This window comes from Mesorhizobium sp. M0136, from assembly GCF_040322515.1.
GTDB lineage: Bacteria > Pseudomonadota > Alphaproteobacteria > Rhizobiales > Rhizobiaceae > Mesorhizobium.
Genome location: NZ_JAMYTP010000008.1, coordinates 1 through 12,698, shown reverse-complemented (window position 1 = coordinate 12,698; position 12,698 = coordinate 1). Strand labels below are relative to the sequence as shown.

At 59.4% G+C, this 12,698-nt stretch carries 10 protein-coding genes and 1 pseudogene; 7 read left to right on the top strand and 4 right to left on the bottom strand.

Annotated features, from left to right (window positions below; genetic code table 11):
- Nucleotides 1-32: 32 nt before the first annotated feature.
- Together NKJ35_RS11595 and NKJ35_RS11590 are read right to left on the bottom strand one after the other, a co-directional pair.
- Nucleotides 33-1,343 carry a hypothetical protein gene (locus tag NKJ35_RS11595; RefSeq protein ID WP_352647084.1) on the bottom strand — a complete coding sequence of 437 codons (1,311 nt, stop codon included), beginning with the start codon at nucleotides 1,341-1,343 and terminating at the stop codon, nucleotides 33-35.
- Between the two features lie 15 nt (nucleotides 1,344-1,358).
- Nucleotides 1,359-3,044 carry a Wzz/FepE/Etk N-terminal domain-containing protein gene (locus NKJ35_RS11590; RefSeq protein ID WP_352647082.1) on the bottom strand — a complete coding sequence of 562 codons (1,686 nt, stop codon included), beginning with the start codon at nucleotides 3,042-3,044 and terminating at the stop codon, nucleotides 1,359-1,361.
- A gap of 70 nt (nucleotides 3,045-3,114) precedes the next feature.
- Between NKJ35_RS11590 and NKJ35_RS11585 the strand changes: the two are divergent.
- Nucleotides 3,115-3,714 (top strand): annotated as a pseudogene (locus tag NKJ35_RS11585) (DUF4372 domain-containing protein).
- A gap of 101 nt (nucleotides 3,715-3,815) precedes the next feature.
- On the opposite strand, the gene NKJ35_RS11580 reads toward NKJ35_RS11585, so the two are convergent.
- Together NKJ35_RS11580 and NKJ35_RS11575 are read right to left on the bottom strand one after the other, a co-directional pair.
- On the bottom strand, nucleotides 3,816-5,135 hold the full coding sequence (locus NKJ35_RS11580; protein WP_352647080.1) for an oligosaccharide flippase family protein: 1,320 nt from the start codon (nucleotides 5,133-5,135) through the stop codon (nucleotides 3,816-3,818).
- 163 nt (nucleotides 5,136-5,298) lie between these two features.
- On the bottom strand, nucleotides 5,299-6,087 hold the full coding sequence (locus NKJ35_RS11575; protein WP_352647078.1) for a WecB/TagA/CpsF family glycosyltransferase: 789 nt from the start codon (nucleotides 6,085-6,087) through the stop codon (nucleotides 5,299-5,301).
- 477 nt (nucleotides 6,088-6,564) lie between these two features.
- Here NKJ35_RS11575 and NKJ35_RS11570 point away from each other — a divergent pair, with 477 nt between their 5' ends.
- The 6 genes from NKJ35_RS11570 (at nucleotide 6,565) to NKJ35_RS11545 (ending at nucleotide 12,696) form a co-directional block, all read left to right on the top strand.
- Nucleotides 6,565-7,215 carry an SIS domain-containing protein gene (locus NKJ35_RS11570; RefSeq protein WP_352647075.1) on the top strand — a complete coding sequence of 217 codons (651 nt, stop codon included), beginning with the start codon at nucleotides 6,565-6,567 and terminating at the stop codon, nucleotides 7,213-7,215.
- Nucleotides 7,215-8,483, top strand: a complete 1,269-nt coding sequence (locus NKJ35_RS11565) for an HAD-IIIA family hydrolase (RefSeq protein ID WP_352647072.1) — start codon at nucleotides 7,215-7,217, stop codon at nucleotides 8,481-8,483. The genes NKJ35_RS11570 and NKJ35_RS11565 overlap by 1 nt, the downstream gene beginning before the upstream one ends.
- On the top strand, nucleotides 8,476-9,531 hold the full coding sequence (locus NKJ35_RS11560; RefSeq protein WP_352647070.1) for an NAD-dependent epimerase/dehydratase family protein: 1,056 nt from the start codon (nucleotides 8,476-8,478) through the stop codon (nucleotides 9,529-9,531). Before NKJ35_RS11565 ends, NKJ35_RS11560 begins: the two co-directional genes overlap by 8 nt.
- Nucleotides 9,488-10,645 carry a GHMP family kinase ATP-binding protein gene (locus NKJ35_RS11555; RefSeq protein WP_352647069.1) on the top strand — a complete coding sequence of 386 codons (1,158 nt, stop codon included), beginning with the start codon at nucleotides 9,488-9,490 and terminating at the stop codon, nucleotides 10,643-10,645. Before NKJ35_RS11560 ends, NKJ35_RS11555 begins: the two co-directional genes overlap by 44 nt.
- A 105-nt stretch (nucleotides 10,646-10,750) precedes the next feature.
- Nucleotides 10,751-11,284: a dTDP-4-dehydrorhamnose 3,5-epimerase gene (gene rfbC / locus NKJ35_RS11550; RefSeq protein WP_352647067.1), complete on the top strand. Its 534-nt coding sequence runs from the start codon at nucleotides 10,751-10,753 to the stop codon at nucleotides 11,282-11,284.
- 47 nt (nucleotides 11,285-11,331) lie between these two features.
- On the top strand, nucleotides 11,332-12,696 hold the full coding sequence (locus NKJ35_RS11545; RefSeq protein WP_352647064.1) for an NAD(P)H-dependent oxidoreductase: 1,365 nt from the start codon (nucleotides 11,332-11,334) through the stop codon (nucleotides 12,694-12,696).
- Nucleotides 12,697-12,698: the final 2 nt, after the last annotated feature.

Sequence of the window (12,698 nt, the reverse complement as noted above, 5' to 3'; positions counted from 1 at the left end):
GCCGATGTCGGGTGGGCCGCATCCATGTGCGGTCAGGTGTATGAGCAAGCGCAATGCTGCGTTCGATCCGGTTCAACTGGAGGAAGTTCCACAGCCAAGGCCGGAACGCTGGCGCGAAGCGCAATCAAATAGCCGTACGAGAAAGCAATTCCCACAATTTGTAGAGGGCTCTCCAGGACTGGATTAACGAACATGGCGAGGAAAATCATGATGAAGACTGTGGACGCATGATTGCGAACACCGCGTGGCAGTCGACTTGGCGGGAAGGCCACCAAAATGGCAGACACGATCAAAATGAAACCAATGACCCCCGTCCGCAACATGGCTTGAGCGAACGAATTGTGAATTCCTGTCGAGAGTATCTCAAGCATTTTGGTATGCGTAATATTGCTGGTGTCGGGAAGAAAGGTAATATCCTCGAACCCGGGAAACTCATATCGCCATCGGACCGATTCCTTCCCAAACCCGATGCCAAATCCGTATGTATCCGCAACGGATACGAATGCGTCCGAAATGAACGCGAGTCGGATCCCGGCGTTCGGGTCCAGAGCCAAGGTTTGAGGTATGAAGTTCAGCCCGACGGCATAGGCCAAAGCCAGTGCGGTCGCCAGAGCTGCGGCCATCAACCGGCCGGGCACGCCAATTAGAATGACGATCATCGTGACCGCGAGCACCTTGAACTGAGCCAAGGGGCTGGCGAGGGCTATTCCCGATAAGAGCAAAATTCCGCCGTATCGGCGCCAGTCGTTCGTCAGAAAAACACCGCCTGCAATGAAAAACACGGCAATGGCCATGTTGTTGATCAGCGAACCATAAAGAATCGGTATCGTGGCTTGCGGAGATGCGCCCTGATATTGCACGTCCTGCTGAAACATCACCGCCGGCGCGACAACGAGAGACAGGAACAGGAAAACGGGTGCACCAAAAAAGGCATTGCCGCTGATCAACCTGCGGCGGAAATAAGCCTTGGATGCCCACGCGACAGCGAAGAATCCTACAATGGGGACGATTTGCCTTATGACTGCTTCTTGAAGGAAGTGAACCTGCCACGAATCCGGCATCAGCCCGTATCTGGACAGCAGGGCAATGAAGAGGCAGAAGGCGGTGTAGACCGCCAGCAGACGAGGCGGCACCGTCTGCCGCAGCACGGCATAGGCCAGACAGACACCGATCGGGATCACTATGAAAAAATGGCCAAGCAGGCGCAGGGATACTGCGAGCGCGCAGGCCAGCCAAATGCCGGAGAGAAAGAGGGTGTAGTCGAGCACGTCAGGGGAATGGCTGCAAACGAGGTCGACCGGCTTTGAACCCTTTCTGCGTGACAAGGTCGCTGGCGAGGTCATGGCCTGTATTCCCGGTTAGGAACTGGAACCCGCACGGTTGATCCTGGTCAAAATTACTGCCGCGAGTTTCTCTGCAGGGATGATGCGCAGGATTCCCTCGAGGTGGTCAGCGAAAGTGCGGCGTGCCTTCAGCACCAGGAGGACCTCGCTGATGACACCCATGGCGACTTCCAGATCAGCGGTGCGGTCGGTGCTGTGAAAATCAACCACTATACAACTGTATTCTTGCTGCAGATGCTGGAGTGCGGCGGAGATGGAGAGCGAGGCATTCAAGTCGGGGATTGACCCCGTGGGCCTGAGAACCAGAACTTCCAGCCTTTCCTGATCCGCGGGAATGGTGGCAAACGCCCTGGCGAGCTTGCGACCTGGCTCCGCGTTCAGCATTGGCTGGTCCATTGATGGCTTTTGCCAATTGGCATCAACGAGCAGTGTCTTTTGCCCGGTCGCCGCAATGATCCTTGCGAGATGAACCGCCACCGTGGAGCTTCCGGACTTGCCGAGGGGTGAAGCAACGCCGATTACAAATCCGCCTTGGCGGCCCTGAACTCCGCGCATCCGGGCGGCGATCTTGCTCAGCGAGCTGTGAAGCTCGGGAGCGTCCTTTGAGTAGACAGGCTGCAAAGACTGTTCGCATGGGCCCACAACATTCCACCTGCGGCGGGGAATTCTGGGGATCCCTACAATCCGATCAAGGCCGGTCGACCTGCGGACATCCTCCACCCTTATCAGGCGGTGGTTCATTGCTTGCTTGATCAATGCATGACCAACGCCGGCAACCCCACCGGCCATAACGGAGAGCGCTACCGTCAGGACGGTTGGCGGCCAACTGCGTCGGCGAGGCGGTTCGGCCGCCGTGATGACCCTTGCGCTCGGGATCAACGAGGCGCCAAAATCGGAGTGGGCCCGCTGCAGAAGGGCATTGTAAAGCGAGCGATAAACCTCGGCCGCGCTCTGCTGCTCGCGGATAAGGACTCGTACCCTCTCCGCAGATTCAGGGTCCGATGGCACCTCCGTCAGTGATTCGGTCACAAAAGCCTTTTCCCGAAGTTCCGCCAGCCGCTTGTGCAGATCAGATGTTTCTTCCGCGCGAGCCTCCTGCCGGCGTTCACGCTGATTTCCGATGTAACCGCCGGCGATCGCGTTCGCGAGCATGGCCGAGAACAAAGGATCGGAAGAGGTGACCCCGATCTCGACGGCGCTGGAGGAACCCAGCTGATGAACGGAAGACGCCCGCCTCACAAGGACCATCGCCTCATGCCGAATGTTTGGCTCTGCCGTCGGCAGTTTGGTGCCGAAGAGAGACGCCAGTTGGCCCCGCACATAGCTGGAGATCCGCGTGCGCAAGCTGTCATCCATCACAAACTCTTCGTCTTCCGCTAAGCCAGTGTCATCAACAACCCTTCCGATGACCTCGTCCGACTGAATGACCTGTATCTGGCTCTCTACATAGACCCGCTCATCTGCCTCAGCTTCGCCCGGCTGCGAAGCGGGCGGAGATGAAAGGAGGATCGTCGCATAGGCGCTGTAATATCTAGGCGAAAGGACCGCATATGCGCCGCCGACACCAAGGCTCACAACCATCCAGAGGAGGCAAAGGCGCCAACTGCTTCGAACAAATCTCAAGATGTCTTTCGCGGTCAGCTCGTCGCGATCCTTGCAGGGCTGTCCGGGGAAAGTATCTGGTGAATCGAAATGCCGCACGTGCATGTCCCGTAGGACGGGGTTTTTCTGTCTATTTTCTGGTTTACGAGACTCAGAAAAGGAACGGGGCATGCGCTTTACACCTAGCATTTTCGGACAGCTGCTTAAAAACATCAACCGACGTCAGCTCCAAGAGATCGTCGAGCGTCACGACGGCGATGCCTACGACAAATCGTTCAGGAGCTGGGACCATCTGGTGGCGCAGATCTAAGCGCAGTTCTGTGGGAGCACCACCTCGCGCGGGTTGGAGGCCAACTGGGACGCCAACAGCCAGCATCATTACCATCTGGCCAGCGATCCGCCGATGCGGTCGACCTTGTCGGATGCCAACAAGCGGCGTCCCGTAGCGGCTTTTTCCGAGACGTTCAGCCTGGTGACTGACCAACTCGACCGGCAGACGCCCTGCGAGGGCACGGCAATTCTGCGTCTGATCGACTCGACCCACAATGCAATCCGCCTGCAGCTTTTCACCGCAATGCTCGCCTACGCGCTGCTGCGCATTGCAGTCGGCGCCTATCGCATCATCATTCCCGTCCTGAGGTTCACCGATCTTGTGGCTCAATACTTGTTCCAGCGACGAAGGATCGCTATCGACAAGCCTCCGCCCATCAATCCAAGCCGCCGAAAGCAGCGCATCTCGCCCAACCAGATCGGCTTTACCTATGCTTGAGTTTTTTCCCCGGACAGCCCTGCGATCCTTGGGGGGAATCGGCTGGTGAGGCGACCCGGACGGTTGAACGACAAATTGATCAGTGGCGAACATCCAGACTCCTATGACCGGAAACGGTCGGCCTCGTGCTCCAACGGCGCGGATTGGGACGTCGGCGGATATCCTCGCACCCGACCTGCGTCACAAGCCGCCGCCGTGCGAAGGACGGCTGCTCCGCCAATGAGGAAGAAGCCGGCTGAAACCACCAGCACCAGGACTTCCTTCGTCACCATCGCATAAACAATAGCTTGATCCGCCATGAGGAAAGAAAAACAATATGCGGCCACCAGGAATACTAGCAGACCGGATGCGTTAAGGGCGGCCCATTCATTTTCATATCCGTAACTAAACATGAATATATTCGATGTGAATGTATTTATGTTCATCAGCAATGGTATGATGGCCATTGCGCGCACGATAGGTGTCGCGCCTGAAAATTGATCTCCAAAGAGGAGCAATATTATATACGGAGCGACAAAGAACATTCCAATACTCATCGCCGCTCCGCCTGCTACGGTGAATAGTGATCTCCTTATAAGTCGTATCCCGGCAGCAGGGTCGATATGAGCGTAGTATGATACCCTCGGTATGAATGTATCCATAAGTAACTTGAAAAATACACGTGCCGATAGTAGAAATTTTTCGGCGACAGAGTATTGTCCAGCTGCCACATAACCTTCGAAATGCTGGACAAGGGCAACAGGGAGGGTGACGAGGGCGGTCTCCACGGCTATGAAGAGGCATCCCTTCCAGCCATTGCGCAGCTGCATTCCAATCGTCGATAGCGTCACGGACCTGAAGCCGCCGAACCCAATCGGAAGGATGAAAGGTAAGCAGATGACGCCACTGAGGACGGGAACTGCGCTCTGGATGGCGACGGCGAGCGCGACCTGGTCAGGTGATGCGACCATGGCGACGAAACAGACGAGCGCCAGAACGCGAGCAACAACCACCGCCACGGCTGCCTGCCAGGCGCGTTCCAGGCCGATGAAGAGCCAGGCTGGAAAAATAATGTTGCCGGCGGCCGAGAGCATCGCGCACAGGAATGTCGGCCTACTGAGCGCCAGGACATCGCCGGCCAGCACGAGGCCAACCAGGCATACGGCAACGAACAGCACTGCCTTGGTGGCCATGACCTGAGCAACGAGGTACGCAATCGCCGCCGGCTCGTATCGAAGGGAAGCAACCCTGCGCTGCGCGGTCCAATGAAATCCATAGGCCACGACGACGGTAGCGAGTTGTCCGATGGCGAGCGCATAGGCATACCGCCCGAAACTCAAGGGTCCGAGGACATGCCCGGCATAGGGCAAGATGATCAGCGGCTGCAGGACGTCGGCGACATGCAGGACAGCCAGACTGGCGGCCTGTTTGCTCAAAGTCATGGTAGCCTCCAGTCAGGTGCCCCTCGAGGCACTGCAAGCCACACCGTCCAGATATGGGCAGCGCCGCCTCCCAGAAGCAGCGCCAAAGAACAGCCGCCCGTGAAGGAGTTGGCGAAGATCGGCAATATGGCGGTCCGAGTGTGTTCACCGGTTCCGCCTCCCTCTAACCGTCACGAAGTCTGCGCCTGGGAAGGAGCGGCGCCTGCAGCAAAGCCAGCATGAACAGGCCGTTCGTCACGAGATACCTGCTCGCCAGACGGCGGGGATCCTGAAAGAGCCGGTGCAGCCATTCCAGCCCGCTCTTCTGCATCCATTGCGGCGCCCGCTTGACGTCTCCGGCGTGGAAATCGAAAGCTGCTCCTACCCCCAACATAACCGCATTGATCCGGCCGCGATGCGCCTGCATCCAGCTTTCCTGCTTGGGACATCCGAGCCCCACCCACATGATCCTCGCACCGGACTGATTGATCATTCTGACCACTGCCTCATCCTCCTCGGCCGACAGAGGGCGGAGCGGAGGTGAGTAAGCGCCCACGATGTTTATGCCGGCAAACTCGGTTCGAATGCGCTGTTCGAGACGCTGGAGGGTGCCCGGGCTGCCGCCGTACAGGAACATTGCCGAGCCGAGTTCCGATGCCCTCCCGCAACAAATCCACATCAGGTCCGGTCCGGCGATGCGCGGCTGATCCGCGTGTCCCTGCCGCCTCAGCATCCAGGCCACCGGCGCTCCATCCGGCGCGACAAGGTCGGCGCTATCCATCGCTTCGGCATGGGCGCGATTGCGGCGGGCGGTGACGACACTGTGGACGTTACACAGGAAAACCGTTCGGCTCTCCCGCCGTAGGGCCCAGTCGAAGACGCAGTTGACTGCCTGCGCTAAGCCCAGGGCGTGCACGGGTACCCCAAGCACTTGCTCGCGCACCACTCCCTGATCGATCGCGAGCTCTGTCATGCCACCCTCGATTGCTGCAATGGGGAAGCCATCATCAGCGTGCGAGCACTTCGAGTTCAATTGCTATTCCGAACGGGAAGCTGGCGGGCGGCGCTCATCGGAGGTACTTACAAGGAATATCCCTTGTTCTCTCTGTGGTGCCGAAAGAGCGCATTGCGGCGCGGCGATCAGGATGAGATCTCTCCTTGATCGGCCGCGCTATAGCGCATGGAATGCGCAGCCGGTCGCGCGTCGACCAGGAGGCAAGCCAATCACCGCGGATTGCCTAAGGCATTGTTGTCGGGCGACACCGTGACGGTCTTGACGCCCCGATATGGCCACCTGCCGACGTGCCGGCCGCAACGGAGAGAACAAGGGATATTCCTTGTACGTACCTCTGATGAGCGCCGCCCGCCAGCTTCCCGTTCGGAATAGCAATTGAACTCGAAGTGCTCGCACGCTGATGATGGCTTCCCCATTGCAGCAATCGAGGGTGGCATGACAGAGCTCGCGATCGATCAGGGAGTGGTGGCATCTCGCAAATGTTCGCGGGATGATGCCCTCTGGTTGGAGCCTAAAGAATTCACGCAGGATTATCTGGCATCGCTGTGCACCGCATTGGCGCAGATCGATACGGATGCCGTGGAGGAGGCGATACAGTTGCTGCGCGCCGTACGCGATGCGGGCGGCACAGTCTTCGTCGCTGGCAACGGCGGCAGCGCAGCGACCGCCTCCCACTGGGTCAATGACCTCGGTAAGGCCACGAAACGCTCAGGAAGGCAGCCAATCCGGGTCATGGGCCTGACAGACAACGTCTCCTGGATGACGGCGCTCGGCAATGACGAAGGCTACGAGCGTATCTTTGCCGGCCAGATGGAGAACTTCGCCAGGCCGGGTGACGTGCTCATAGTGATTTCAGCCAGCGGGAACTCGCTCAATCTCGTGCGGGCAGTCGAACTCGCTCGCGAAAGGAAGGTAGCCACCATCGGCATTGTCGGTTTTGACGGCGGCACACTTAAAGAGCTCGTCGATCAGCCAGTATGGGTGCGGTCCGAAAAAGGCACCTACGAACTCGTCGAGGACGTCCACGCCGCGATCTGTCACGCCATCACGCGATACCTCGTCGCCGACCGACCGGAGCGCGGTTAATGAATATTGTCTTGCGGAGCTCTCCCTGCCTGCAAAACGCAGATGTCGAAGGCCGCACCTACAGCCGGCCGCGCCAGGCGGTCATCCTGGCCGGCGGGCGTGGCACGCGCATGCGGCCGATCACACTCGATCGCCCGAAACCAATGGTGCCGGTGCTCGGCCGCCCTTTTTTGGAATACCAAATCGAACAGCTGCGGCAGGAGGGGTTCGAAAGGGTTCTTCTTCTACTTGGGTATTTGCCCCATGTGGTGATGGACCACTTCGGCGACGGCAGCAGGTTCGGCCTCCGTATCGAATACGCCGTTACCCGTCCCGACGACCTCACCAGCCGCCGGGTATCCAATGCCCGTCACCTCATAGATCCGTGCTTCCTGCTGCTGTACTGCGACAATTACTGGCCGATGCGCATGGAGCGGCTGTGGCAACGCTTCTGTGCGGCCGGCAAGCCTGCAATGATCACGGTCTACGGCAACAAGGACGGCTATTCACGCGGTAGCGTGATCCTTGATGCGAACGACAATGTAACCGTCTTCGACCGGCTCCGCACCACGCCCGGGCTGCAGGGAGTCGAGATCAGCTATGCCATACTGACCGATCTCGCCCTCGAACTCCTGCCCGACGAGGACACCCTCTTCGAGGAGGCCATCTACACGCCGCTCGCGACGCAGCATCGCCTCGCCAGCTTCGTGAGCGAGCACCGCTATTACAGCGTGGGCTCGATCGAGCGTCTACCCGCGACGGAGCGCTTTATGAGCCGCGAAAAAACCATGCTCGTAGATAGGGACGGCGTACTCAACTGCAGACCGCCACCGGCTCAATATGTGTGTTCATGGGATCAGTGGGAGTGGGTTCCGGGTGCAAAGCAGGCGTTGGCCCTCCTGAACGAGGCCGGCTACCGCACAGTCATCATCTCCAACCAAGCAGGGATAGCGCGCGGAGCGATGACCGCCGCTGATCTCGAGGCGCTTCACCAGCGCATGTGCGCCGAATGCGAGGCCGTGGGCGGCAAGATCGCAAAGATCTACCACTGCCCACACGGCTGGGACGACGGCTGCGACTGCCGCAAGCCCAAACCCGGCATGCTGTATCAGGCACAACGCGACTTTGATCTCGACCTCACACGCACACTCTTTGTCGGCGATGACGATCGTGACCATCAAGCGGCCGAAGCCGCGGACTGCCTATATGCGCAAGTAAGCGAGCAATGCTCGCTTCTGGACCTCACCCGTCAACTCCTTTCGAAAACGGAGCAGGGCAGACATGAATGAACCAACACGCGTTCTCGTCACCGGACACAATGGATATCTCGGTTCTGTCATGGTGCCCGTGTTACAGGCAGCGGGCTATGAGGTGGTCGGGCTGGACATAGGATATTTTCGTGCGTGCACCCTGGGAACGGACAATACCAGTGTGCCCGAGATCACAAAGGATCTGCGCGCCATCGAATCCTCGGATCTGCAGGGCTTTGACGCGGTGATCCATCTGGCGGCACTCTCGAACGACCCTATCGGAAATCTCAACGCGGATTGGACGAAGCAGATCAATGCGGAAGGGACAGTTCGTCTTGCCACGATGGCCAAGGCGGCCGGCGTCCGGCGGTTCCTATTTTCCTCCTCTTGCATCATGTATGGCATGTCGGAAGCCGCCGTCGTCGACGAAACCTCCCCGCTGGCGCCGCAAACAGAATACGCAAGATCGAAGGCTGTTGCCGAAGAAGCGCTGCGCGCGCTGGCGGACGACCGGTTCTCGCCCGTCTATTGCCGCAACGGCACCGTCTACGGTCTCTCGCCGCGAATGCGCTTCGACACCGTGCTGAACAATTTCATGGGCAGCGCCTTCACCACTGGACGTGTCGAAGTCCATAGCGATGGCACGCCATGGCGGCCCGTGGTTCATGTCCAGGATGTCGCGCGCTATTTCAAATTGATGCTGGAGGCGCCGCTACAGGACATCCACAATGAGGCGTTCAACATGGGTGTTGAAAGCCTCAATCTTCAGGTGCGCGAGATAGCGGAGATCGCCGTTGAGGCCGTCCCCGGCGCGCAGCTCACAATGACACCGAAGCCGGGCGCGGATCAAAGGACCTACAAGGCGGACTTCAGCAAGTTCTCACGGACTTTCCCGGATTTCGAGTTTCAGTGGACGGCGCGAATGGGAGCGCAGGAGCTTTACGAGGCGTTTCGCTCGATCGCACTTACATTTGAAGACTTTACCGACAAGCGCTTCACGCGGCTGCGCTGGCTCGATCATTTGCTCAAGGCGGGGATGCTCGATGATCAGCTGCGCTGGCGAACCGCACAGCCGCGTGTTGCCTAATTTTCGTTCCGTCGATTTTCGAGGGCAAAATATGGAACAGCTAGACGGGACCAAAGTCGTGGAGCGCCGCTCAGGACCGGACCTTCCGACCATCATCGATCGCGCTGCGCAGCGTTTACCGTCTCTGGTCCTGACGCGCACTCCTTTGCGCGTCAGTTTTGCTGGCGGCGGTACCGATCTGCCCGATTTCTACAATCTCGATTGCGGCGCGGTCTTCAGCGCGGCAGTGGACAAGTACATCTATGTCACCGTCAAGCGTCACAGCGTGATCTTTAATGAACCCATCCGCTTGAACTATTCACAGACGGAGCAGGTAAACACCATAGGGGAGATCAAGAACAACATCGCTCGCGAATGCCTGCGTTTCCTGGAGGTCGACCCGCCAATTTACATCTCGACGGTCGGAGACATGCCAGCCTCGACGGGCATGGGGGGGTCGAGCTCGTTCACGGTGGGACTGCTCAACGCCCTGCATGCATTCCGGGGAGAACGTGTCACCCCTGGCCAACTGGCCGAAGAGGCATGTCACATCGAGATGGACATCCTCAAGGAGCCGATTGGCAAGCAGGACCAGTATGCCGCCGCGTTCGGGGGCATGAACCTGTTCCGCTTCCAGCCGGGCGGCGCGGTAACGGTCGAGCCACAGCGGGTGCGCAATGGCGCCGTCGAACATCTCTTCAGCAACCTGATGATGTTCTGGACATCGCATCAGCGACCGGCCAGTTCCGTGCTGGCAGAGCAGAAGGCGAAAACGACAAGCAATCTCGATACGCTCAGGCGGATGCGGGACGATGCCTTCATGCTTCAGGAGATCTTTTCGGAGCCCGTCATCGACATAGAACGCTTCGGTGCCGTCCTTCACGCAGGGTGGGAGATGAAGCGGAGTTTGGCGTCCCGCGTGAGCAACGCGGAGATCAATGTCCACTACGACCTCGCAAGGGATGCAGGTGCGGAAGGCGGCAAGCTGTGCGGCGCCGGCGGCGGCGGATTCCTTATGTTCGCGGTCAAGCCGGAACGCCGGGAGAGCGTAAGACGCGCACTCTCACACCTAGCCTATGTGCCTATCGGCTATGAAGTCCACGGCTCGCGCCTCTTGCATCCGGCGCAAGTCTGATGCCGTCCCGCGATTGCACAAGCGGACCGCCGGCGCGAGCAACCCTCAGGAGAGATTGTCGAAGGTGCGACCCGACGTGACACTCATTTGCCTAATGGATCTACGATGTTTTTCATAAAGACCGATATTCCCGGCGCCACCCTGGTGGAACTGCAGAAATTCGAAGACGAACGAGGCTCTTTCGCACGCGGCTGGTGTTCGCGGGAGTTTGCCGAGCAGGGGCTTCCGGATCGTGTCGTACAGATGAATATTTCATACAACAGGCACAAGCACACACTGCGCGGCTTCCATTACCAGCTGGCTCCCCATGGCGAGGACAAGATGCTTCGCTGCATCCGGGGCAGCCTGTACGACGTGCTGCTCGACCTGCGGCCCCAATCGCCCACCTACAAGGAGCACCTCACGGTGGAACTTTCAGCGGCGAACCAACGGATGCTGGTGATACCGAAGGGCTGCGCGAACGCCTTTCTCACCATGGAGGACCACTCCGAGGCGACATATCTCGTCTCCGAATTCTACACACCGGCAGCCGAGCGCGGTGTTCGCTGGAACGATCCTGCCTTCGCTGTGAATTGGCCGGTGGATGCGCCGGCGCAGATTTCTGACAAGGACCGAAGCTGGCCGGATTATGACCGCTAACCTTCCGCCGCCCCGACCTTTTGGGGAGCAGCACAGGGGAAACCTAAATGTTCATTGTCGACAGGGAGTTGGAGAGGCTCCACGCTCAGGGGCGGCCAATTCGCGTGGGTATGGTGGGGGCCGGCTTCATGGCCCAAGGCATCGCGCTTCAGATGCTGCGATATGTCCCAGGCATGGAGCTCGCGGCGATTTCCAACAGGCACGTGGAAAAGGCCCGAGATGCCTATGCCGCTGCAGGCGAAGACGATGTGACGGAGGCGACCAGCACCAAAGCGCTTGAGGATCTCGTGGCGTGCCGTCGCCGGGCGATCACGGCGGACCCGATGCACATTTGCGAGGCCGACGGCATCGACGTCATCGTCGAGGCGACAGGCGCGATCGAGTTCGCTGCCCACGTCACAATGTGCGCGATCCGGCACGGCAAGCATGTTGCCCTGATGAATGCCGAGCTCGACGGCACGATCGGACCGATCCTGAAAGTGTATGCCGACCAGGCAGGAGTGGTCCTCACCAACGTGGAGGGGGATCAGCCCGGTGTAATCATGAACCTCTACCGTTGGGTCAGGGGCCTGGGCATACGTCCGGTGCTTTGCGGGAATATCAAGGGCCTGCACGATCCCTACCGAAACCCGACGACCCAGGAGGGCTTTGCCAAGAAGTGGGGGATGAAGGCCCCGATGGTCACCTCCTTCGCGGACGGCACGAAGATCTCGTTCGAGAACGCCATCGTAGCCAACGCCACGGGCATGCGGGTGGCGAAGCGCGGCATGTACGGGCCTGTTGTCGAGCCTGGCAGCCCGATCCAGGGGGCGGTCGGCTGGTATCCGCTCAATCAGCTCCTCGAGGGGCCGGGGATAGTTGATTATTGCGTCGGCGCCATGCCCAACCCCGGCATCTTCGTTCTTGGCACCACAGAGGATACCGTAGAGAAGCATTATCTCTCACTCTACAAGATGGGCCCCGGACCGCTCTACTGTTTCTATTGGCCTTATCATCTGTGTCATTTCGAGGTGCCCTCTACGGTCGCGAGAGCCGCAATATTCCGCGATGCTGCGATTGCGCCCCTGGGCGCGCCGACCGTTGATGTGGTGGCCGCCGCCAAGCGGGATCTTAGTGCCGGAGAGATCCTCGATGGCCTTGGACATTACATGACCTACGGGCTCTGCGAGAACGCGCGGACGGTGCACGCCGAGCGGCTTGTGCCGATCGGGCTCGCCGAGGGCTGCCGGCTGCTGCGCGACGTGAAGCGGGACGAGGTGCTCGGCTATGACGACATCGAGCTTCCGGTCGGGCGGCTTTGCGACGCGCTGCGCCGGGAGCAGGATCTTGCGTACGCCTCCGGCGAAGGCCGCCTTGCGGGAGCATGGCATGGTAGCGAGGCTGCGCTCTTAAGGTCGTCCTTACGAGCGTAGTT